The 23,029-nt window shown below is 71.5% G+C and carries 17 protein-coding genes; 6 read left to right on the top strand and 11 right to left on the bottom strand.

The genetic code is table 11. The features are described from left to right. The first annotated feature begins 42 nt into the window (after positions 1-42). Both TMZ1T_RS17910 and TMZ1T_RS17905 read left to right on the top strand, forming a co-directional pair. Positions 43-1,497 (top strand): cryptochrome/photolyase family protein, encoded by a 1,455-nt coding sequence (locus TMZ1T_RS17910; RefSeq protein WP_012586071.1) that lies wholly within the window; start codon positions 43-45, stop codon positions 1,495-1,497. Positions 1,498-1,626: 129 nt separating this feature from the next. Next, a complete protein-coding gene (locus TMZ1T_RS17905) occupies positions 1,627-2,787 on the top strand; it encodes a MalY/PatB family protein (RefSeq protein ID WP_012586070.1) in 1,161 nt (386 codons plus the stop codon). A 176-nt stretch (positions 2,788-2,963) separates the two neighbouring features. On the opposite strand, the gene TMZ1T_RS17900 is transcribed toward TMZ1T_RS17905, so the two are convergent. Genes TMZ1T_RS17900 through TMZ1T_RS17875 form a run of 6 tightly spaced genes read right to left on the bottom strand, consistent with a single transcriptional unit; the run spans position 2,964 to position 12,372 of the window. Further along, on the bottom strand, positions 2,964-8,687 hold the full coding sequence (locus TMZ1T_RS17900) for a hybrid sensor histidine kinase/response regulator (RefSeq protein ID WP_012586069.1): 5,724 nt from the start codon (positions 8,685-8,687) through the stop codon (positions 2,964-2,966). Between the two features lie 29 nt (positions 8,688-8,716). Then, positions 8,717-10,831: a methyl-accepting chemotaxis protein gene (locus TMZ1T_RS17895; protein ID WP_012586068.1), complete on the bottom strand. Its 2,115-nt coding sequence runs from the start codon at positions 10,829-10,831 to the stop codon at positions 8,717-8,719. Between the two features lie 49 nt (positions 10,832-10,880). Further along, positions 10,881-11,387 (bottom strand): chemotaxis protein CheW, encoded by a 507-nt coding sequence (locus tag TMZ1T_RS17890; RefSeq protein WP_004327492.1) that lies wholly within the window; start codon positions 11,385-11,387, stop codon positions 10,881-10,883. Between the two features lie 5 nt (positions 11,388-11,392). Continuing rightward, positions 11,393-11,758: a response regulator gene (locus TMZ1T_RS17885; RefSeq protein WP_012586067.1), complete on the bottom strand. Its 366-nt coding sequence runs from the start codon at positions 11,756-11,758 to the stop codon at positions 11,393-11,395. A 19-nt stretch (positions 11,759-11,777) separates the two neighbouring features. Further along, the gene (locus tag TMZ1T_RS17880) at positions 11,778-12,179 is read right to left on the bottom strand and encodes a response regulator (protein ID WP_004327486.1); all 402 of its coding nucleotides are present in this window, start codon (positions 12,177-12,179) and stop codon (positions 11,778-11,780) included. A 40-nt stretch (positions 12,180-12,219) separates the two neighbouring features. Further along, positions 12,220-12,372 carry a rubredoxin gene (locus TMZ1T_RS17875; protein ID WP_049766948.1) on the bottom strand — a complete coding sequence of 51 codons (153 nt, stop codon included), beginning with the start codon at positions 12,370-12,372 and terminating at the stop codon, positions 12,220-12,222. 118 nt (positions 12,373-12,490) lie between these two features. Between TMZ1T_RS17875 and thiD the strand changes: the two genes are divergently transcribed. The 4 genes from thiD (at position 12,491) to hemL (ending at position 16,858) form a co-directional block, all read left to right on the top strand. After that, on the top strand, positions 12,491-13,375 hold the full coding sequence (thiD, locus tag TMZ1T_RS17870; protein WP_012586065.1) for a bifunctional hydroxymethylpyrimidine kinase/phosphomethylpyrimidine kinase: 885 nt from the start codon (positions 12,491-12,493) through the stop codon (positions 13,373-13,375). Further along, the gene (thiE, locus tag TMZ1T_RS17865) at positions 13,368-14,000 is read left to right on the top strand and encodes a thiamine phosphate synthase (RefSeq protein WP_012586064.1); all 633 of its coding nucleotides are present in this window, start codon (positions 13,368-13,370) and stop codon (positions 13,998-14,000) included. Before thiD ends, thiE begins: the two co-directional genes overlap by 8 nt. A gap of 417 nt (positions 14,001-14,417) precedes the next feature. After that, positions 14,418-15,332, top strand: coding sequence for a SprB repeat-containing protein (locus TMZ1T_RS17860; protein ID WP_004321320.1), 915 nt, complete (start codon positions 14,418-14,420; stop codon positions 15,330-15,332). Between the two features lie 242 nt (positions 15,333-15,574). Further along, entirely contained in the window at positions 15,575-16,858 is a 1,284-nt protein-coding gene (hemL, locus tag TMZ1T_RS17855) for a glutamate-1-semialdehyde 2,1-aminomutase (RefSeq protein WP_012586063.1), read from the top strand. A 66-nt stretch (positions 16,859-16,924) separates the two neighbouring features. Here the strand turns inward: hemL and mgtE are convergent, their stop codons facing one another. The 5 genes from mgtE to TMZ1T_RS17830 form a co-directional block, all read right to left on the bottom strand. Next, complete coding sequence (gene mgtE / locus TMZ1T_RS17850; protein WP_004321317.1) at positions 16,925-18,367, bottom strand: magnesium transporter; 1,443 nt, start codon at positions 18,365-18,367, stop codon at positions 16,925-16,927. A 127-nt stretch (positions 18,368-18,494) separates the two neighbouring features. Next, positions 18,495-19,202, bottom strand: coding sequence for a monofunctional biosynthetic peptidoglycan transglycosylase (mtgA, locus tag TMZ1T_RS17845; RefSeq protein WP_004321314.1), 708 nt, complete (start codon positions 19,200-19,202; stop codon positions 18,495-18,497). A 7-nt stretch (positions 19,203-19,209) separates the two neighbouring features. Beyond that, entirely contained in the window at positions 19,210-20,043 is an 834-nt protein-coding gene (aroE, locus tag TMZ1T_RS17840) for a shikimate dehydrogenase (RefSeq protein ID WP_004321312.1), read from the bottom strand. A gap of 10 nt (positions 20,044-20,053) precedes the next feature. Beyond that, complete coding sequence (locus tag TMZ1T_RS17835) at positions 20,054-20,977, bottom strand: energy transducer TonB (protein WP_012586062.1); 924 nt, start codon at positions 20,975-20,977, stop codon at positions 20,054-20,056. A gap of 7 nt (positions 20,978-20,984) precedes the next feature. Further along, the gene (locus TMZ1T_RS17830; protein WP_012586061.1) at positions 20,985-22,892 is read right to left on the bottom strand and encodes a ribonuclease catalytic domain-containing protein; all 1,908 of its coding nucleotides are present in this window, start codon (positions 22,890-22,892) and stop codon (positions 20,985-20,987) included. Between the last annotated feature and the right edge of the window lie 137 nt (positions 22,893-23,029).

The following is a 23,029-nucleotide window of genomic DNA, read 5'->3' as shown; positions in this document are numbered from 1 at the left end:
GCGGATGCGTCATAATTGTGCACCTTTGTCCTGGACAAAAAAATGTCTTCCGCCCTCGTCTGGTTCCGCCGCGACCTGCGCAGCTTCGATCACGCTGCGCTCCACCACGCCCTGCGCTTCGCCGAGCGCGTGCATTGCGCCTTCGTCTTCGATACCGCCATCCTTGACGCGCTGCCCGCGCGCGCCGACCGCCGCGTCGAGTTCATCCACGCCAGCCTGGCCGAGCTGGATGCGGCGCTCGACGCCATGGCGCGTGCCGCGGGTGGCACGGGAGGCGGGCTGATCGTCCGCCATGGCCGCGCCGAGGACGAGATCCCGCGCCTGGCCGCCGAGCTTGGCGTCGACAAGGTCTTCGCCAACCGCGACTACGAACCCGACGCGATCCTGCGCGACAGCCGGGTCGCGCAGCGACTCGCCGAGGACGGCATCGGTTACGAGGACTTCAAGGACCAGGTGGTCTTCGAGCGTGACGAGGTGCTCACCCAGACGGGCAAGCCCTACAGCGTGTTCACGCCTTACAAGAACGCCTGGCTGAAGGCGGTGGACGATTCCCAGGTCAGCTCGCATGCGGTGGAGAAGTACGCCGCGCACCTGGCGCCGAAGCCCGCCGGCGAGACCCTGCCCGGGCTGGCCGACATCGGCTTCGCGCCCACCAACCTCGCCGAGCTGAACATGCCTGTGGGCATGAGCGGCGGCAAGCGCCTGTTCGACGACTTCGCCGCGCGCATCGAGCGCTACAAGCGCGCGCGCGACTTCCCGGCGGTGAAAGGCGTCAGCTATCTGTCCACCCACCTGCGCTTCGGCACCGTGTCGATCCGCCAGCTCGCCGCCCACGCCCGCGCGCGCGGCGGCGAGGGGGCGGAGACCTGGCTGTCGGAGCTGATCTGGCGCGACTTCTACCACCAGATCCTGTGGCACCACCCGCAGGTGGTGGACCGTGCCTTCCGTCCCGAGTACGACGCCGTGCAGTGGGACGACGCGCCCGAGCTCTTCGCCGCCTGGTGCGAGGCGCGCACCGGCTATCCGATCGTCGATGCGGCGATGCGCCAGCTCGACCAGACTGGCTGGATGCACAACCGCCTGCGCATGATCGTCGCCTCCTTCCTCACCAAGGACCTCGGCGTCGACTGGCGCCTGGGCGAGCGTTACTTCGCCATCCGGCTCAACGACTACGACCTCGCCGCCAACAACGGCGGCTGGCAGTGGGCGGCCTCGACCGGCTGCGACGCCCAGCCCTGGTTCCGCATCTTCAACCCGGTCACTCAGTCCGAGAAGTTCGACCCCGAGGGCCGCTTCATCCGCCGCTACCTGCCCGAACTCGCGCGCGTGCCCGACAAGTTCATCCACGCCCCCTGGACCATGGGCGGCATCGACCAGACCGCGTGCCGGACGAAGATCGGCGTCGATTACCCCGGACCGATCGTGGATCACGCCGCTGCGCGTGAGCGCACGCTGCAACGTTTCGGCGTGGTGAAGAACGACGCGCAAGGCACATAGGCGTCAGCCCGGGGATTCGGTGCGCCGTCCGGGCGCCGGATCGCGACTTGCGTCGCTCCCGCGGGGCAGCGAGCGCTCGGGGGAATGCGGGACAATGACGCCCCGTCACCCTTCACCGGACGCCCCGCCATGACCGCCCCCGCCTTCGACTTCGACCGCCTCATCGACCGCCGCAGCCTGCCGAGCGAAAAATGGGGCCGCTACGCCGGCCGCGACGTGCTGCCGCTGTGGGTCGCCGACATGGACTTCGCCGCGCCGCCGGCGGTCATCGAGGCCCTGCACCGGCGCATCGACCATGGTGTGTTCGGCTACACCGATGCCTGGCCCGCGCTCGAGCAGGCCGTGGTCGAAGGCCTGCGGCGGGATCACGGATGGACGATCCAGCCCGACTGGCTGGTGTGGCTGCCGGGCGTGGTCGCCGGCTTCAACCTCGCCTGCGCCATCGCCGGCGAAGCGGGCGACGGCGTGCTCACCGCCACCCCGGTGTATCCGCCTTTCCTTACCGCCCCGGCCAACACCGGCCGCGTGCTGCAGCGCGCCGAACTGGTGCTGGGCGACGGCCGCTGGCAATGGGACTGGGACGCGCTCGAGGCCGCCTGCACGCCCACGACCCGGCTGCTGCTGCTGTGCAGCCCGCACAACCCGGTCGGCCGGGTGTTCGACGAAGCCGAACTGCGCCGGCTCGCCGACTTCGCCGCGCGCCACGACCTGCTGGTGTGCTCGGACGAGATCCACTGCGGCCTGGTGCTCGACGCCGATCGCACGCACCGCCCGCTCGCCGCGCTCGACGAGGCTATCGCGCGGCGCACGATCACCCTGATGGCGCCGTCCAAGACCTGGAACATCCCGGCGCTGTACTGCGCCTTCGCGATCATTCCCGACCCCGCGCTGCGCCGGCGCTACCGCCACGCCATGCGCGGCATCGTGCCGCATGTGAACGTGCTCGGCATGGTCGCGGCGGAGGCCGCCTACCGCGACGGCGATGCCTGGCGGCGGGCGCTGCTGGATTACCTGCGCGGCAACCGCGAGCGCGTGCTGGAGGCCGTCGCGGCGATGCCCGGCCTGACGACGACGCGCCCCGAAGCGACCTACCTGGCCTGGGTCGACTGCCGCGCGATGATGGCGGCGCGCGGGGTCTCCGACCCGGCGGCCTTCTTCGAGGCCGCCGGCGTCGGACTCTCGGATGGCGCGGCCTTCGGCGCGCCGGGCTTCGTGCGGCTCAACTTCGGCTGCCCGCGCGCGACGCTGGACGAAGCGCTCGCGCGCATGGCGCGCGCGCTGGGCGCGTAGACGCCGGGACGGAGCGGTCTTCCACTGCAATATCTCGACTTGCGTCGCTCCTGCAGCGTGCTTCCACGCCGGGGGCGCAGGAGCGACGCAAGTCGAGATCGGCGGCGGTTCGGAGGGCGTCGAGGCGCATCCGTTGCCGCATCCCGGCTGGCACCGCAGAAAGAGCGAGGCCCCCCTCAGCCCTTGCCCGCCTGTGCGTAGCGCGCCACCAGCGCGAGCAGCTCCTCTTCCTGGTAGGGCTTGCCGAGGTAGTGGTCGGCGCCGACCTCCAGGGCGTAACGGCGGTGCTTCTCCGCCAGGCGCGAGGTGATCACCACCACCGGCAGGTCGTGCAGGCGCGCGTCGGCGCGGATGTTGCGGACGAGGTCGAAGCCGTCCATGCGCGGCATCTCGATGTCGGTGAGCACCACGTCGGGCTTCAGGTCGATGAGCTGCTCGAGCGCGTCCACGCCGTCCTTGGCGGTGAGCACGCGATAGCCCTCGCGCTCGAGCAGGCGACCGGTGATCTTGCGCACGGTCAGCGAGTCGTCCACCACCATCACCGTGGGCAGGTGCAGCGGCGGCGGCGCCTCGGCAGCGGGACCGAACAACCCCGCGTGCGCCTCGTCCATGGTGGTGGCGGCGCGCGCGCCGAGCGCGACCGGGTTGAGGATCAGCACGATCTCGCCGTCGCCAAGCACGGTCGCGCCGCTCATGCCGACGACGCGGGTGAGCTGCGGGCCGGCGTTCTTGACGATGACTTCCTGGTTGCCGCGCAGCCCGTCGACATGCAGCGCGAGCGTCTGCGCGCCGGCGCGCAGCAGCAGCACCCAGCTGTAGCGCGCCTCGGCGGGGCGCGCCTCGCGATCGCCGAGCAGGCGCGGCAGATAGCGGTAGGGATAATGCTCGCCCTGCCATTCGATGCCGTGCGCCCGCTGCATGGCCTGCAGCGCGTCGGGCTTGAGCTCCATGGCCTGCACGATCATGTTGGCGGGAACGGCCCAGCTGCGGCCGAGCGCCTCCACCAGCAAGGTCTGGGTTACCGCGAGGGTGAGCGGCAGGCGGATCGAGAAGCGGGTGCCGGCGCCGGGCCGGCTGGCGACCTCGACGCGGCCACCGGCGGCGGCGGTTTGCGCCTTCACCACGTCCATGCCGACGCCGCGGCCGGAGACCGCGGAGACCTCGCGCGCGGTGCTGAAGCCGGAGACGAAGATCAGGTTCACCAGGCGGCGCTCGTCGACGCGCTCGTCGGCGCCGAGCAGACCGCGCGCGCGCGCCTGCGCCGCGATGCGCTCGAGGTCGAGCCCGGCGCCGTCGTCGGCGATCTCGATGGCGATCTCGTTGCCCTCCTGGCGCACCGTCAGCTCGATGTTGCCGGTCTCGGCCTTGCCGGCGGCCAGGCGCGCGGCCGGGGCCTCGATGCCGTGCGCGACCGCGTTGCGCAGCAGGTGTTCGAGCGGCGCGGCCATCTGCTCGAGCACACTGCGGTCGACCTCGATGCGTCCGCCGCGAAGGTCGAGCGCGGCACGCTTGCCGAGCTCGCGCGCGCTCTGCCGCACCACCCGGTAGAGCCGGCTGGCAAGGTTGTCGAAGGGCAGCATGCGCACCTGCATCAGCCCTTGCTGCAGCTCGCGCGCCATGCGCGCCTGGCTGCCGAGGGCGAGCTCCGCGCCGTCCAGGTTGTGCAGCAGGCCCTGCTGCACGGTGGTCACGTCGTTGACGCTCTCGGCCATCATCCGCGTGAGCTCCTGCAGGCGGGTGTAGCGGTCGAGCTCGAGCGGATCGAAATCGGTGTGCTGGGTGCCGGCCTGCGCGATGCGCGATTGCATCTGCACCTCGGCCTGGATCTCGACCTCGCGCAGCTGGTTGCGCAGGCGGATCACGTTCTCGGTGAGATCGAGCAGCGAGCGCCGCAGGCTGCGCAGCTCGCCCTCGACCCGGCTGCGCGCGACGCCGATCTCGCCGGCCTGGTTGACGAAGCGGTCGATCCGCTCGGCGCGCACACGCAGGGTCGGGGAGGCGAGCGGCTCGACCTCGGGTGCCGCCTCCGCGCCGGCGCCGGCTTCCTCGGCGCGGATCGGGGCGGCCGGCGCCTGGAGGGCCGCTTCGCCGAGGGCGAGCTCGTCGATGACCTGCTCGCAGCGGTCGATGCCGTGCGCGAGCGCTTCGGCGAGCCCGGCCGCCGCCTCGCGCGCGGCGAGGCCGTCCTCCAGGCGCGACTCGAGTTCGTGCAGGTGGGCGCCGAGGCGCATCGCGCCCGCCATGCGCGCGCTGCCCTTGAGCGAGTGCAGCAGGCGCGCGACCGCACGCGGCGCCTCTTCGTCGTCGGCCTGCATGCGCCAGCGGCGCAGGGTGGCGTGGAGCTCGCCGATGGTCTCGGCGGCCTCTTCGAGGAAGATCGGCAGCAGCTGGCTGTCGATGTCGTCCTGCGCACTGTCCACGGCGCCCGCCTCCGCCGCGGGGAGCGCTGCGGGTAGGCTCGCGGGAGCCGCTGGCGGGGGGGGCGCGTGGTCGGCGGCGCGCGCGCCGTCGAGTGCGGTCTGCGCGTCGACAGCGAGGGCGATGTCGGGAGCGAGGGCGATGTCGGGAGCGAGGACCTCGGACAGGTCGGCCAGGCCTGCGCTGTCTTCGTCGGCGCGAGCGTCCAGGCGTGCGACGAGTGCATCCTCCGCCGCCGGCGTGCCGCCCGCGGCGATCTCGTCGCGCATCGCGCGCAGGGCGTCGAGAGCCTCGCCGAACAGCGCCAGCTCGTTCCCGTCCGGAGCCCGGGCGGCGTCGGCGAGGCGTTCCAGGCGGTGCTCCAGGGCGCGGCCGAGGCGATGCGCGGCCTCTGCGCGCACGGTGCCCGAGATGCCGGCCAGGGTATGGGCGGCGCGTATCGCGGCGGTCGAGGGGGGCTCGTCGCCCGCGTGCAGCGCGCGCAGCGCCTGCTCGAGCGCGGCCAGGTGCTGGGCCGATTCGCTGCAGTAGAGCGCGTGCAGCGCACGCGAGATCTCGCCGTCGCCGATGCGCAGGGTGTCGCCAGCGGGGCTGGCGACGACATCGCTGGCGGGCGCGTCGTCCTGCGTTGCGGCGGGCGCCTGTGCGGGGGCGACCTCGTCGTCTCCGCCTTCGATTCGCACTTCGTCCGGCTGCGCCGGGAAGAACTCGAAGGCTTCCAGCGCGATCGGGGCGCCCTCGTCGAGCGGCTCGATGAATTCGATCAGCTCTTCTTCGGTTGCGCTCGCCGCGGTCGCGGCGGGGAACACGGGCGTGGTCTCCTCCGTGCCCGCTGGGGGGGCCGGCGGGGCTCCGCCGATCTCGCCGTCGAGCAGGAAGTCCACGCTGTCGATCTGCATCGGCGCGGAGGCGGGGGCCATGGCGGCGGGTTCCGCCTCGATCTCCTCGATCGGCTCGGGGAGGGGCGGGAGCGCTCCGCTCGGCGTGGTGATGCCGGCGTCGTGCACCGGCTCGGCCGCTTCGTGGAGCCGTCTCGCCTCGGCGATCAGAGCCGCGGTGTCGCCACCGCCGGCCTCGCCATGTTCGAGTTGCGCCACCCAGGCGGAGAACACCCGATGGCCCTCGGCGACGAGGGCGAACAAGGCGGGGGTGAGCGCCCAGTCGAGTTGCAGCCAGCGGTTCAGCGCCTGCTCCACCGCCCACGCGGTGTCGCCGAGCTGGACGAGCCCGACCATGCGCCCGCTACCCTTGAGGGTGTGGAAGCCGCGCCGGATGGTGACCAGTTGCGCGGGCTCGTCCGTGCCGTCGCGGAGTGCTTCGAGCCCGGCCGCGATCCCGGCGAGCACCTCGTGCGCCTCCTCGATGAAGATCGCCAGCAGTTCGGCGTCGATCTCCGCGCCCACCGGCGCCGCCCCTGCGGCCATCGGGGCGGCTGCGCTCTCCGCGGCGACCGTGGCGGCGAGTTCGGGGGCGGCGGCAGGCGCCCGCGCATCGGTGCCGACGGGCTCTGTCGCGGCCTGCGGCATTGCGGCAGGTGTCTCGAGTTCTTCGAGGGGGCTGAAGTCGAGATCGGGGAAGTCGAGGCCGAACAGGTTTTCGGGGCTCTCCGGGTGGGCCGCTGCGACCTGCGTCGCCGCGGCGTCCAGGTCTTGTGGAGGCGGCTCCGCGGCCGCGGGCGGCGGCGGCTCGGGCATCTCGACGGGCGCCGCCGCGGCGGCTTCGGTCGCGGGCGTCGGTGCCGGTGCCGCCACAGGTGTGGCGGCGATCGCGGCAGCGGGCGCTGCCGCGTCCTCCTGTGCAGCCGGCCTGCCCTGGAGCCCCAGGCTCGGGTCGAGCAGTTCTTCCAGGCGGGCGCCGCCGCGCGGCATCGCCTCGATGTAGAAGCCGAGCGCGGAGAGGTCGCGCGCGAGGCGTTCGAACTCGGCCTGGCCGGCGCGGCTGTCCTCGCGCGCGAGGCTGGCGATGTGGATCGCGGCGTTGCGCACCAGGGCGAGCGCGTCGGTCTCGCCGAGCATGCTCAGGGCACCGATGATCTGCTGCAGCGGCTGGTGGAGCTGCAGCAGGGGCTCGCGCCTGGCCTGGTTGCGGAAGAAGTCGTCCAGCACCTGTTCGACGTGGGCGAGGCTGGCGAGCATCTCCTTCGCCACCTGCTCGAGCGCGGCGCGCTCCTGCGCCTGGCGGGCATCCGCCGGTGCTGCGACGATCGCGCCCGCGGACAGGGGCTCGCCGCGCTGCAGGGCGAGCAGACGGGCGGCGATCTGTTCCGCGCGCGCGCCGAATCCGGCGGGCGGCGGACGACGGTCGAGCGCGCCTTCGAGGCTCAGCAGCGCGGTGGCGACCTCCATGCCCGAGGTCTCGACGAACTGCAGCGGATCGCGGCGCAGCCAGCGCGCGAAGTCGAGCAGTGCGGCGCACAGGATGCGCACGCCCGGGCGGCCGAGCGCCTCGGCGGGGGCGCTCATCGCCGCGACTGCATCCTCGAAGCGGGGCAGGGCCACCGCGGTGCCGGCGCAGAAGGCTTCCCAATGCGCGCGCGCCTCGCCGAGGCGGGCGGCGAGGGCGTCGAGCAGCGGCGCGATCGGTGTCTCGCCGACCTCCAGCCCCGGCTCCGGGATCTGCGCGTCGAGCTGCCAGCACGCGCGTACCGCACGCTGCTGTTCAGTGCGCACCGGGGCGCGCGCGATCTGGTAGAGGAGTTCGCGCAGCAGACGGTCCGGCACCGAGGGCGTGCCGCTCAGCAGGCGGCGGAACTGGGCGTCGAGCTGGGTGCACAGGCGCTTCACCGCCGGGTCGGGCTGCAGCCCGCCGTGGATCAGGGCGTCGTAGAACGCGAGGCTGGCCCACCACAGACTGCGCGCAGCCGGGCTGCGCTGCTGCGCCTCGACCTCGGCGATCGCGTCGCGCATGACGCGCGCGCCTTCGCCCGCCGCGCCCTTGCGCAGCCACTCCAGCAGACCGCGCTCGAAGCGGCTGCGTGCCGCGCGCAGCTCCCGCGCCTCGCTCCCGGTCGTGTCCGCCGGCGGCGCCGCACGCGCAGGCGGGCGGCGCGAAAGATCGGGATGGAAGAGGTCGGCGGCGCTGGCGTCGTGCTGCCCGCGCGCTGCGGCGAGCTCGAGGTAGCGCGCGGCCAGCCGCAGCGGCTGGTCGGGCGCGCCGTCGGCGAGCTCCTCGAGGTAGTTGCCCACCATCGCCAGCGCGCGCAGGGCGAGCGCGTGGCGCGCGGCGTCGGCCGGGACCTCGCCGCGCGCCATCGCCCCGAGCAGCTGCTCGAGGGCGTCGGTGAACAGCGTCAGGCCGTCGAGGCCGACGATGTCGAGGGCGCCGCGCACCTGGTGCAGGTGCGATTGCGCGAACTGCAGGCCGGCGGCTTCGCTGCCTGCGCAGCCGCGCTCGAGGATTTCGCGCGCGCGCCCCAGCGCGGCGTCGATCTCGCCCTTCACCCAGGTCAGCGGTCCCAGGTCCGGCTCGGTGGCGTGTGTCATGCTGTTCTTCCGGGCGACAGCCAGCGTGGTCAGACCTTGAAGCCCGAGACCGAGCCCTTCAGCTCCACCGCCAGCTCGGCGAGCTGGTCGATCGACACGGCGGTCTGGCGGGTGCCGAGCGAGGTCTGTTCGGTGACGGCGAGAATGTCCTTCATCGCCGCGGCGACGCGGCCGGCGGTCGCGGCCTGTTCCTGCACGTCGGCCGAGATGCGCTCGATCAGGCTGGCGGTTTCGGTGGAGACCTGGTCGATCTCGGCGAGCGCCTGGCCGGCGGCGTCGGAGAGCTGCGCGCCCTCGACCACGTTGCGGGTGGCGCTCTCCATCGCACCCACCGCGTCCTGGGTGTCGGTCTGGATGGTCTTGACGATCGCGGCGATCTGCTTGGTCGCCTCGGCCGAGCGTTCGGCGAGGCGCTGCACTTCCTCGGCGACGACGGTGAAGCCGCGCCCGGCCTCGCCGGCGGTGGCGGCCTGGATGGCGGCGTTGAGCGCGAGCACGTTGGTCTGCTCGGTGATGTCGGAGATGAGCTCGACGATCTCGCCGATCTCCTGCGAGGATTCGCCGAGGCGCTTGATGCGCTTGGCGGTCTCCTGGATCTGGCTGCGGATGTCGTTCATGCCGCGGATGCTGTTCTGCACCGCGTCCGCGCCCTTGCGCGCGGACTCCAGCGAGCGCCGCGCCACCTGGGCGGACTGCAGCGCGCGCGCGGAGGAGTCGGTCATCGACTGCGCCATGCGCTCGGCGGTGGCGCCGGCTTCCTCGATCTCCTGCGACTGGCGGTCGGTGGCGGCGAGCAGCTCGGTCGAGGTACGGCGCGCCGACTCGGTGGCCGAGGTCACCCGCGTGGCGGCGTCGTTGATTCGGCGTACCAGCACCGAGAGCTCCTCGATGGTGTAGTTCACCGAGTCGGCGATCGCGCCGGTGATGTCCTCGGTGACCGTGGCGCGCACCGTGAGGTCGCCGTCGGCGAGGTCGCCCATCTCGTTCATCAGGCGCAGGATGGCCTGCTGGGTGAGGTTGCGCTCATCCTCGGCCTGGCGGCGCTCGGCCTCCGAGGCGAGGCGCCGCGCCGCGGCGTCGGCGGCGTAGGCGCGCGCCATCTGCGCCAGCACGAACACGGCGAGCAGGGCGGCGAGCGCCGCGCCCGCATGCAGCGGACCGAAGCCGCCGGTGCGCCCGGCGAGCGCCGTGCCGAGGGCCGTGCTCGCGGCGAGCAGGGCGGGGGTGTTCGCCGCGAGGCCGGCGCTCGCGGCGTTCGCCTGCTGCAGCGCGCCCGCGTCGGCGCCGATGCGCTCGATCGCCTGGAGGATCGGTGCCGCGGCGGACCCGAGCGCGCGCAGGCTCTCGTCGAGGACGCTGCCGTTGCTCGGGCGTTCGAGTTCGGCCAAGCGCTGACGCAGCTGCTCGGCCTCGCCGGCGAGCACCTTGGCCGCCGCCGCCGGGTCTGCATCCGCGGAGAAAAGGGTGTTTGCCTGCAGGGTGGCGCGCTGGGCATGGAGCAGGAGGGCGTGGGCCGCACGCAGCGCAGAAGCGTCTCCGTTCATCGCCGCCACACGGCGACCGAACTGGTCGGCCGCGTCGGCGAGGGCGCCGCTGGCCGCGTTGATCGCGCGCACGGCAGCGCTGGTGCCGGCGAGCGGCGCGCCTTGGGCGGCAAGGCGCGCCGCCAGCGTGGCGTTTTTCTGCCACTCGGCGTCGAGGTCCTGCAGCAGGGGCCGCATGCTCGCGGGCAGCGGCGGCAGCGTGGCGCCGGCATGGCTGCCGCCCTGGCCGAGGGTCTGCAGCAAGCCGGCGAAGCGTGCCCGGGTCTGCTCGAGATCGGCGACCGCGCCGGGCTCGCCGAGGCGGGCGAGGCGGGCCGCCCTGGCCATCTGTCCGGGCAGCACCTGCAGTTCGCTCGCCGCGCCGAGCTGGAGCGCGGACAGGCTCGCATCCCGCGCCTGGTATGCGAGCAGTCCGGCGCTGATCGCCGTGCAGGCGACGAAGAGTCCGCCGAGCATGCCGAGGCGGCCGCCGGATCGCGCGGGGGGAGACGGAGTCTTGTTGGCGACCGTCTGCTCCGGCGCGGAGGTCTCGATGATCGTCTGGGCCTCGGTGCCGGCGCCGGGGGCCGGGGCTTTCTTGCCGAACGGGTTCAATGCCATGGTCGATGCTCGATTTTTCGGTCGGGTTCTTGCGGGGTGGATGCGTACGTCATTCCAGCCCGGCGTCGAGGAAGGCGGGTTGGGCGAGCAGGCGGGCGGGGTCGAGCTGCAGCCACGCGCGGCCCTGCATGTCGCGCAGGCGGCGTGCCACCCAGGGCGGGGCATCGCCGCCCGGGGCGGGCTCGAAGTCCTCGTGGCTGCGCAGGCCGCTCGAGGACGACACCAGCAGCGCGCTGTGGATGCCGTGGCGCGCACCGATCAGCAGCAGGCGCGCCCGCCCGCCGGCGCTGATCGGCGGCTGGCCGTTGAAGGCGGCGAAGTCGACCACGCCGTACAGGCTGCCGCGCACGTTGGCGAGGCCGCGGAACCAGGGGCGGGTGAGCGGCACCGCGGACAAGGGCGGCGGGGGCAGGATCTCGCCGGCCTCGGCGAGTTCGATCAACCAGTTGTCGCTGCCGCACTGGAAGCCGAGCAGGCCGCGGCGCTCGGCGCCGGCGGCCTCGGCGAGGCGACGGGCGAGGCGTTCCTGGAATTCGCGCAGGCTGCTGCGGGCCATCGAGCTCAGCCCATCGCCCGGATGCGGGCGAGCAGTTCGTCGTGGTCGACCGGCTTGACCAGGTAGTCGAGCGCGCCCTGACGCATGCCCCAGATCTTGTCGGTCTCCTGGCCCTTGCTGGTGCACATGATGATCGGGATGTCGCGCGTCTCGTCATCGCGCGAGATCGTGCGCGTGGCCTGGTAGCCGTTCATGCCCGGCATCACCACGTCCATCAGGATGAGGTCGGGGTGGTCGCTGCGGCTGCGTGCGATGGCCTGCTCGCCGTTCTCGGCGGTCAGCACCTGGTAGCCGTTGCGGCCCAGCACCTCCTGGAGGGCGAGGCGTTCGACGGGAGAGTCGTCGACCACGAGAATCTTGCGGATCGGCATCGGTCGTCTCCGGCGTGGCTCAGCCTGCGCGCGCCGCATCGCCGCCGCGCCGTGCGTGGCTGGCGACCGCCCGCAACAGGCTGTCCTTGGTGAAGGGTTTGGTGAGGTATTCGTCGGAGCCCGCCATGCGTCCGCGCGCGCGGTCGAAGAGGCCGTCGCGCGAGGACAGCATGATCACCGGCGTGGGCGACAGGCGGGGGTTCTTCTTGATCAGCGCACAGGTCTGGTAGCCATCGAGGCGCGGCATCATGATGTCCACGAAGATGACGTCGGGGTGGTGGTCGGCGATCTTCGCGAGTGCGTCGAAACCGTCCTCGGCGAGGACGACCTCGCAGCCCGCCTGGGCGAGGAAGATCTCGGCGCTGCGGCGGATCGTGTTGCTGTCGTCGATGACCATCACCTTCAGGCCGGCAAGGTCCATGCTGTATTCCTGGTGGGTTGTCGGGCGGTGGCGTCCGGGCCTAGATCTCGACCATCTCGAAGTCTTCCTTGCGCGCGTTGCACTCGGGACAGGTCCAGTTCGGCGGAACGTCCTCCCAGCGCGTGCCCGGCGCGATGCCCTCGTCGGGCAGGCCCGACGCTTCGTCGTAGATGAAGCCGCAGATCAGGCACATGTAGGTCTTCCAGGGGGTATCGGCCATGTTCCAGCGTGACTCGAGGGTTGGGGGTAGAATCGACCGCCTATCTTAACGCATCCGCGCGCACCCCATCCGCGCTGCATTTCCACCTCCCATGCCGCTCGCCATTCCGGAAACTCCCCCCTGCGTGCTGTGCCTGTCGGCGGGTGACGCCACGGCCGGCGGAGGACTCGCGGCCGACATCCTGACCCTGGCGAGCATGGGCTGCCACCCGCTGCCGGTGCAGACCGCGGCGCTGGTGCGCGACACCCGCGGCATCGACGAGCTGTGGCCGGTCGCGCCCGAGCTGATCGCCATGCAGGCGCGCGCGGTGCTCGAGGACGTGCCGGTGGCGGCGTTCAAGCTCGGCTTCTGCGGCAGCGTCGAGAACGTCGCGGTGATCGCGGAGATCCTCGCCGACTATCCCGACGTTCCCCTGGTGGTCGAACCCGGCCTGCACGCCGCGGCGCTGCTCGGCGAGGCGGGCGAGGAGATCGCCGCGGCGCTCGCCGACCTGATCCTGCCGCAGACCACGCTGTTGGTGGCCGACCGCCACGAGCTGCTGCGCCTGACCGGCCTGGCCGGGGACGAGGCGGCCGAGTCCGACGAGGAGGACGGTGGCGGGGGAGGCCAGGGCGAGACGGGTGGCGCCGAGCTCGACGAGGCGCTCGAGCGCCTGCTCGGCAACGGTACCGAGTACGTGCTGCTCACCGGCGGCGGCGACCACGGCCCGCAGCTCGTCGACACCCTCTTCGGCAGCGAGGGCATCGTGCGCACCGACGCCGGCCCGCGCCCGGCCGCGCCCTGCCTGGGTGCCGGCACCACCCTCGCCGCCGCCGCGGTGGCAGCGATGGCGCACGGCATGGCGCTGCCCGAGGCGGTGCGCGAGGCGCAGGAGTTTACCCGCCAGGCCCTGCGCCACGCCTATCGCGCCGGCATGGGGCGGGCGCTGCCCGACCGCTTCTTCTGGGCGCGCGGCAAGGGCGAGAGCGATGACTGAGCGTTTCCCGGTGCGCACGCTGCGCGGGCTCTACGCGGTCACCCCCGACGAACCCGACACCGGCCGCCTGCTCGCGCTCGCGCAGTCCGTGCTCGCCGGTCATCCGGCGCTGCTGCAGTACCGCAACAAGGGCGCCGACGCCGGTCTGCGCCGCGAGCAGGCGCTGGCGCTGCGCGACGCCTGCCGGGCCGCCGGCGTGCCCTTCATCGTCAATGACGACCTCGCGCTCGCGCTCGCCATCGACGCCGACGGAGCGCATCTCGGCCGCGAGGACGGCCCGCCCGCCGCGGCGCGCGCTGCGCTCGGCCCACAGCGCATCCTCGGTCTCACCTGCTATGCCGACTGGTCGCGTGCGACCGAGGGCGCCGAGATCGGTGCCGACTACATCGCCTTCGGCGCGATGTTCCCCTCCACCACCAAGCCCCACGCGCCGCCCGCACCCTTCGCGCTCGTCGAACGCGCCAGGCGCGAGCTCGGCCTGCCGGTGGCGGCGATCGGCGGCATCACGCTGGAGCGTGCGCCGCAGGTGATCGCCGCGGGCGCCGACCTGCTCGCGGTGGTCGGCGACGTGTTCGGCGCGGCCGATCCGGCGGCGCGTGCGAGGATGTATCGCGCGCTGTTCTGAACCCCGCACCTCCCGCCCGACGACCCTACGCGGGCGGTAGCGCCTCATCCTGGCCGAGGGCCCGCATGCGGGGCGATCGCACGAATGCATGACCTGCCCGAGCGGAACCCGTGGGAGCGGGCCTGCCCGCGCAAGGGCGGCGTGCGGCGCTCCTGCGCGGGCAAGCCCCCCGGTGCAGAAGATGGGCACAGGCTGCGCCTTCATGCGACTGCGTCGAGCTTGTATGTGGCAATGCCAGTGCTATACCGGAATCATTCCATGGGTCTGGCGGATGTCATGTCGACCGGGCGTGAGCCTCCCGTCTCGCGAGTCCGCATGATGGCGGGTTGATCCGGCTTTGCCGCCTTCACGGAGGCTGCACGAATCGCAATCGGGTCGATGGAGGTGTCCGTGGTGAGGTGAGAAAGGGAGACGGTCATGGATGAAGAAAAATGGAAAAACCTGGAGGCTCTGATCACCGGCCTCGACAAGGTCGTCAAGGCTGCAGCGGTCAACACCCGAACCCGATCACTGGCTGATCGCGTTACCGCCTTGCAGAGCGATTTCGCCTCGGCCAGGGCGAGTGGCGACGCGACCATGCGCGATCACATCGAGATGGCGGTTCAGGAGTTGTGGGCAAATGTCGAGCGTTGGAGCGGCGTAGCACCGAAGAGGAAGATTTCGGAGTGGTTGGCAGACTTCAGCATTGCGGGGCTCATCGGGCTGGTCGTGCTCCTGGTTGTACTGGGCTTGCTCGTCGCCGGGATCATGTTGTTCACCTCCGCAGTTGGCTGGAAGGCGCTCATGGGCGTGGATGGCACACGACCCATCCTTACCGTGGCGGCGATCATTGCGACGCTGGCGTATGGCGGCGGGCTGATTTTCAGCGCTCTGTACTCCAACGAGGGGAAGTTCGAAGAACGTTTCAGGATGGCGCGCGAAATCTTTCTGGTGTTCTCGGGGGTATTTGCAACCATCGTCGGCTTTCATTTCGGAGCGGGCAACAATGGTACGGGCGGGGCCGGGGGGGTGGAAAATGTGCAACAACTCGAGCTTGATGTCCGGCGTGGCGCAAAGCCGGGCGAGCTCGAATTGTCGGTGACGGGGGGAACGCCTCCCTATACCGTCACAACGACGGGAACCAACATAAAGACAATCTCGCCCGCGCAACACGATAGGTCTCCCATCGTGATCGGCATCACGCGTGAAGACCCGGAAAAATCCTCGACGGTTTCGTTCTCCGTCGTCGATAGGGTGGGCACGAAGAAGCAGATCGAGCCGAAACGCGAGGTGCTCGACGCGCTTTTCGGCGGGCTGTCGGGCGCAGGCTCCGGGGCAGGCGGAGGTGGATGACCAGACGAGTCGCCGGGTCTCATCTCGCTGTCGTGCAACTGTGGTCATCCATCGACGTTTTCGGGCTCCGACAAGGGGCGTCACGTCAGGCTGGGCGTGATCGGTTCTCTGTGGTCGGCGGCCAAGGCGGGCGGCTCATGCGGACGCTCGCCGCGCAAGTCGTGTGAATGCCGGTGGTGGACCGGCTTGGCCTTGCGGCGCCACAATGCCGGCTTTCGCACGCAGCACAGGAACCCTCTGCCATGACCAGCCGTAACGAAGCCCTCTTCCAGCGCGCCCAGCGCAGCATCCCCGGTGGCGTAAATTCGCCCGTCCGCGCCTTCCGCTCGGTGGGCGGCACGCCGCGCTTCCTTGCGCGCGCCGAAGGTGCCCGGGTGTGGGATGCGGATGGCAAGGAGTACATCGACTACGTCGGCTCCTGGGGCCCGGCGATCGCCGGCCACGCCCACCCGGCGATCATCGAGGCGGTGCGCGAGGCGGCGCTGAAGGGCCTGTCCTTCGGTGCGCCCACCGAGAGCGAGGTCGACATGGCCGAGCTGATCTGCGCCATGCTGCCCTCGGTGGAGATGGTGCGCCTGGTCAGTTCGGGCACCGAGGCGACCATGAGCGCGATCCGGCTGGCGCGCGGCTTCACCGGCCGCGATGCGATCGTGAAGTTCGAGGGCTGCTACCACGGCCACGCCGACAGCCTGCTGGTGAAGGCCGGCTCCGGCCTGCTGACCTTCGGCAACCCGTCCTCGGGCGGCGTGCCGGCGGACTTCGCCAAGCACACCATCGTGCTCGACTACAACGACCTGCAGCAGGTCGAGGACGTGTTCAAGGCGCGCGGCGACGAGATCGCCGCGATCATCGTCGAGCCGGTGGCCGGCAACATGAACCTGATCAAGCCGCAGCCCGGCTTCCTCGAAGGCCTGCGCCGCATCTGCACCGAGTACGGCGCGGTGCTGATCTTCGACGAGGTGATGACGGGGTTCCGCGTCGGCCCGCAGGGCGTGCAGGGCCTCTACGGCATCACCCCCGACCTGACCACGCTCGGCAAGGTGATCGGCGGCGGCATGCCGGTGGGCGCCTTCGGCGGTCGTCGCGACATCATGGAAAAGATCGCCCCGCTGGGCAGCGTTTACCAGGCCGGCACCCTGTCGGGCAGCCCGGTGGCAGTGGCGGCGGGCATGGTGTCGCTGCAGCTGACGCGTGAGGCCGGCTTCTACGAGCGGCTGACGGCGAGCACGCAGCGACTGGTTGCGGGTCTCGCCGCGGCGGCCAAGGATGCCGGCGTCACGTTCAGCGCGGACTCGGTCGGCGGCATGTTCGGCGTCTATTTCGCCGACAAGGTGCCGGCCTCCTTCGCCCAGGTGATGGCTACGGACAAGGAGCGCTTCAACCGCTTCTTCCACGCCATGCTGGAAGCCGGCCACTACTTCGCGCCCTCGGCCTTCGAGGCCGGCTTCGTGTCGGTGGCGCATGGCGAGGCCGAGATCGACGCCACGGTGGCCGTGGCGCGCGCGGTCTTCGCCCAACTGGGCTGAGCCTTCCCGCAGGCCTGCGGAGCGGGCTCGCCCGCTCCTGGCGCCATATTCCTCACATCTCGCCCGTCAGAGCAGGAAAAGCGTCGCCAGCCCGAGGAAGATGAAGAAGCCGCCCGAGTCGGTGAGTGCGGTGATCATCACCGAGCCGCCGAGCGCGGGGTCAGCGCCGAGGCGCTGGCGCAGCATCGGGACCAGCACGCCCGCGCAGGCTGCCAGCAGGAGGTTCAGCGTCATCGCACCGGTCATCACCAGGCCGAGATCGACGTTGCCGTAGAGCCACCACGCCAGCACGCCGAGCAGTCCGCCCCACACCACGCCGTTGATCAGCGCCACGCCGAGCTCCTTGCGCAGCAGGCGGGTCATCGCCGAGGGCTCGACCTGGCCCATCGCGATCGCACGCACGATCATCGTCACGGTCTGGTTGCCCGAGTTGCCGCCGATGCCGGCGACGATCGGCATCAGCGCCGCGAGCGCGACCAGCTTCTCGATCGACTCCTCGAACAGGCCGATCACGCGCGAGGCCACGAAGGCGGTGACGAGGTTGATCGCCAGCCAGGCCCAGCGGTTCTTCACCGAGCTCCACACCGAGGCGAAGATGTCCTCCTCCTCGCGCAGGCCGGCCTGGGACAGGATCTCGGCCTCGGACTCCTCGCGGATGAAGTCCACCGCGTCGGCCACGGTGATGCGGCCGATCACCCGCCGCTCGGAATCGATCACCGGCGCCGACACCAGGTCGTAGCGCTCGAAGGCCTGGGCGGCGTCGTCGGCCTCGTCCTCGGGGGTGAAGCTGATCACCGGCTCGGAGCGCATCACCTCGGCCACGGTCTTTTCCGGGTCGCTGATCAGCAGCGTCTCCAGGGTCAGGATGCCCTCGAGGTGGTCCTCGCGGTCGACCACGAAGAGCTTGTCGGTGTGGTCGGGGAGTTCGTCGAAGCGGCGCAGGTAGCGCAGCACGACCTCCAGGGTGACGTCGTCGCGTACCGTCACCATGTCGAAGTCCATCAGCGCGCCGACGGAATCCTCCGGGTAGGACATCGCCGCGCGCAGCTGCTCGCGGCCCTCGCTGTCGAGCGACTGGAAGACGTCCTCGATGACCTCGGGCGGCAGGTCGGGGGCGAGGTCGGCGAGCTCGTCGGCATCCAGCGAACCTGCCGCCGCCTTGAGCTCCTCGGGGTCCATCGTCTCGATGAGCGACTCGCGTACCGCGTCGGAGACCTCGAGCAGGATCTCGCCGTCACGCTCTGCCTTGACCAGGTCCCAGACATAGAGACGCTCCTCGCGCGGCAGCGCCTCGAGGATGTAGGCGATGTCGGCCGGGTGCAGACTGTCGAGCTTGGCGCGCAGCCCGGCCTCGTGCTGCTTGTGCACGAGGTTCTCCACCAGCTCGTGGCGCGGCATGTCCTGGCGATGGACGAGACCCTCCACCACCTTCTGGCGGGCGAGCAGATCCTGCACCTCCTTGAGGTGCTGCTGGACGTCGTCGGCGTGGAGTTCTTCGGGCTCGGTCATCGCGCGCAAGGCCGGCGGAGGGGCAAGTCGCGAATTCTACGGACTCCCCCCCGCGCACGCGACCCCGATCATGTGACAGAAGGCGAAAAATCGGCGGAGGGCCATTCCCGCCCCTCGCGCCTTGCGCTCAAGGCACCTGCGAATTCGCCATCCGCCGCTGCACCCGCGCCGCGTGCGCGGCCAGGCGGGGGCCGAAGGTCTTCTCGTAGCGCCGCGGGTTGGGCAGCATCACCGCCAGGCGCGCGGCCTCGGCCGGGCCCAGGCTGGCGGCCGGGCGGCCGTAGTAGTGGCGCGCGGCGGCCTCGGCACCGAACACGCCGTTGCCCCATTCGGCCACGTTCAGGTACACCTCGAGGATGCGGCGCTTGTCCCAGGTCGCCTCGATCATCAGGGTGATCGCCGCCTCCTGGCCCTTGCGCAGCCAGGAGCGCGAGGACGACAGGAAGAGGTTCTTGGCGAGCTGCTGGCTGATCGTCGAGCCACCGGCGGTGACGCGGCCCTCCTCGGCGTTGCGCTCCAGGGCGCGCTCGATGCCCTCCCAGTCGAAGCCGTCGTGGTCGAGGAAGCGATCGTCCTCGGCAGCGACCACCGCGCGCTTGAGGTGGATCGAGATGCGCTCGTAGGGCACCCATTGCTGGCGCAGTTCGGCCCGCGGGTCGGCTTCGCGCAACTCGGCGAGGCGGATGCGCATGAAGCTCGTGCTGCCGGGATCGAAGCGGCTCCACCACACCACCTGGGTCAGCAGCACCGCCTGCCAGAACAGCGCCAACAGCAGCGCGACACCCAGCCCGCGGGCGACCCAGCCGAGGATGCGGCGCGGCGCGGGGATCGGCACGCTGGCCTCAGCCGGCTTCGATGAGCTGGCGCAGCTCGGCCAGCACCGGCGCGGAGTCGGGGCGCACGCCGCGCCACAGCGCGAAGCTCTCGGCGGCCTGCTCGACCAGCATGCCCAGCCCGTCGGCCACCCGCGCCGCACCGTCGGCGAGCGCGGCGCGCAGGAAGGGCGTGTGGCCGCGGCCGTACATCATGTCGTAGGCGAGCGCGCCCTGGGCGTAGAGGCCGGGCGGCAGCGGCGGCAGTTCGCCGGACAGGCTGGCGGAGGTGGCGTTGATCACGAGGTCGAAGCGCTGGTCGGCGAGCGCCTCGAAGCCGCAGCCCTCGATGCGCACCGTGCCGGCGTGGGCGGCGAAGGCCTGCGCCAGCTCCACCGCCTTGTGCGCCGTGCGGTTGGCGATGCACAGGTCAGCGGGTGCGGTGTCGAGCAGCGGCAACAGCGCACCGCGGGTGGCGCCGCCGGCGCCCAGCAGCAGGATGCGCCGCCCGCGGGGCGGGCAACCGAGATGGCTCGCGAGGTCGCGCACCAGGCCGGCGCCGTCGGTGTTGTCGCCGAGGATGCCGTCCGTGCCGAAGGCGAGCGTGTTGACCGCACCGGCCGCCTCGGCACGCGGCGTGCGGCGGTCGGCGAGGGCGAAGGCCTCGAGCTTGAAGGGCACGGTGACGTTGAGGCCGCGCCCACCCTCGGCGCGAAAGCGCGCCACCGTCGCGGCGAAATCGTCGAGCGGGGCGAGCAGGGCCTCGTAGGTGAGCGCCTGCCCGGTCTGGCGAGCGAACGCGGCGTGGATCCAGGGCGACTTGCTGTGGGCGATCGGGTTGCCGACGACGGCGTAACGGTCCATGGGCGGGGTCTCAGTTGGCGCGCACCTGGTCGCTGTTGGTGAAGGTCCACGTGCGGGTGATCTCGATCACGTCGTAGTCCTTGCGGATGTCGGGCGGGAAGGGGGCGTAGGGCGCGGCCATCTTGACGATGCGCAGCGCGGCGTCGTCGAGCACCTTGTGGCCCGAGCTGCGATGCACGCCCATCCGCTCCACCGTGCCATCGGAGCGGATCGTCACCGACAGCAGCAGGCTGCCGTAGAGCCGGCCGCGCGCCGCATCCGGGTAGTTCAAGGTGCCGATGCGCTCGACCTTCTGCCGCCAGTCCTCGACGTACTGCGCGAAGCGGTATTCCTGCGCGCGCGCGCCGATGAACTTCTTGCGCGGACGCTTGGCGAGCTCCTTGAGGTCGCGGTCGATCTGGGCCTCGATGCGGGCGACCGCGGCGGCGCTGTCGAGCAGGTCGAGGCCGCTGATCTCGCGCTGCGGTTCGGGTGTCGGCGTGGGCTGCTCGACCTTCTTCGGCGCCGCAGCGACCTTGGCCGGCGCCTTGTCGCGGGTGATCACCTGCTTCTGCTCGCGCACCGGCTCGGGCGCGCGGCGCTTGGCCTCGACCAGGGCGTCGCCGTCCTGGCGGTTGGGCTGCGGCGGCAGCGGCGTGCTCGCGCGCACCTCCTGCTCGGTGTTGCCGCCGGCATCGACGTTGGCCTGCGCGAGCACCTCGGCCTTGTCGGGTGCCCGGGCGTGGCGGGCGTTGACCAGCACCACTTCCAGACCCTTGTCGCGCGCGGGCTTGGCCTCGGGCAGGCGGAAGTGGATCAGCAGCAGCAGCGCGTGCAGGCTGATCGAGATGACGAAGGCCGCCACCAGCAGCGGTCCGCCGAAGCGCCGCAGGCGCCCGCTCCAGGCCCCCGGCAGGGCGCCGGCGGGCAGGACGGGGGCGGCGGGGGGAGTCATGCGCAGATCACGCGAAACCGAAGCCGGCCTCGTCCACCGTCTCGGGATCGGGTTCGGCGAGCGTCTGTACGAAGCGCGCCTCCACCTCGACGTCGAGCAGGTCGGTGCGCTCGACGACGAGCTTGACCCGGCTGCCGGGCATCTGCAGCGGCATCGAGGGTACGCGGATCACCAGCGGAATCTCGGCGAGGCGCACCACGTTCTCGCGCAGCACCGTGGCCTCGACCTCGCCGCGGCCGTGCTGGCGCAGCCAGCGCAGGCACCAGTAGCGCTCCATGCCGCGCTGGAACTCGGCGTACTCGGCGTAGGTGAGCTCGAAGTCGCGCATCGCCGCCATCAGCTCGGCCGACTTGGGCGCGAACGCGGGCGGGGTGCCCTGCAGCACCGAGATGATCTGCCACTGGTTCACCAAGTCGACGTAGCGCCGCAGCGGCGAGCTCGACCACGCGTAGCAGTCCACCCCGAGGCCTTCGTGCGGCGCGGCGACCGTGGTCATGCGCACCTTGCCGCCGCCCTGGGCGCGATACAGGCCGGGGATGCCCGAGGTATCGAGCAGCTTTCCCCAGGTCATGTTGGCGTGGATCATCAGCTCGGCGACGAGCTTGTCCATCGGCGAGCCGCGCAGGCGCCGGCCGATGCTGACGCGTCCCGGGCCGTCCGCGGTCTCCTCGGTCCAGTCCACGCTGAAGCCGAAGTCGATGCGGTCCTCGTTGCCGGCGGCCTTGCCGCGTCCAGCCTCGAGCACGGTGGCGAGGTCCCACAGCAGGGTCAGCTCGCGCTTCCACTGGAAGTCGGGGCCGCCGTTGTGGACGGTGTCGTCGTTGAACACCGGCTCGATGTCGTGGTGGCGCAGGTTGGCCACGATCGGCACGAGTTCGACCCGGCTCTCCTGATGGACGATCGCCAGCCCCGGGGTGATGTCGAGGTAGAGCGACACCGCCGGACAGTCGCGGCCCTCGCCGAGGGTGAAGGTCTGCACGATCTCGTCGGGCAGCATGGTGATCTTGTTGCCCGGCATGTAGACGGTGGACAGGCGCCGGCGCGCGACCGCGTCGAGCGTCGAGCCGCGCGCGAAGCCGAGCGCGGGTGCGGCGATGTGGATGCCGATGCGCCAGCCGCCCTCGGCGCGCGGCGTCACCGAGAAGGCGTCGTCGATCTCGGTGGTGGAGGCGTCGTCGATCGAGAATGCGGCAACCTCGGCACGCGGCAGCGCGGTCGGCAGCACGGGGGGCTCGATGGCGGGGAAGGCGGTGCCTTCGGGGAAGTGCTCGAAGAGGAAGCGGTTGTAATGGAAGTCGTAGCTCGAGGCGAGCGCACCGCAGGCCAGCAGCAGGCGCGCGGCCGACAGCCCGCTGTCGACGCAGGCGGCTTCGAGCGCCTTGATCTCTGGGCGGTTGCGGTCGGGGCGGTAGAGCGCCTGCGGCAGCAGCGCGGCGAGCTCGGGCGGCAGGCGCCCGGCGACCAGTTCGGCGCGCATGTGCTCGATCGCGGCGGCCTGCTGGCGCTTCTTCTCGAGGCCGGCGAGCGCGGCCTGGAGGATGTCGGCGGGGGCCTTGCGGAAGCGCCCGCGTCCCTTGCGGTGGAACCAGATCGGCGCCGAGTGCAGGCGCAGCAGCAGGGCGGCCGATTCGACCGCGTTCGGAACATGGCCGTGATATTCGGCGGCGAAGTCGGCGAAGGCGAACTCGTCGTCGCCGCACACTTCCCAGAGGAATTCGACGTCCAGGCCTTCGGCCTCGGCCTCGGCGCGCGCGAGCAGGTCGGAAGGCCCCGGCTCGCGGAACTCCATCAGCACATGGGCGCGCTTGAGCTTCACCCGCTTGCCGTGGGTGTTCTCGACCTGCAGCGTGGCGTCGTTATCGGCGAGGATGGTTCCGGCCTTGAAGGCCCCGTCCTCTTCATACAGCACGAACATCGGCATCCGCCTGAAGAAAGCAAGCGCGCTAGTTTACTGGATTCGGGCCGCCGGCCCTATCGCGGGGTGCGAATGAGGGGGCGATGCCGCGCGGGGGGCGATCCGGCGCGGCTCCGATCGGGGCTGGCACCGATTCG

Source organism: Thauera aminoaromatica (genome assembly GCF_000021765.1).
Classification (GTDB): Bacteria; Pseudomonadota; Gammaproteobacteria; order Burkholderiales; family Rhodocyclaceae; genus Thauera; species Thauera aminoaromatica.
The sequence above is the reverse complement of the archived record's forward strand: the minus strand, read 5'-3'. Positions and strand labels throughout refer to the sequence as shown.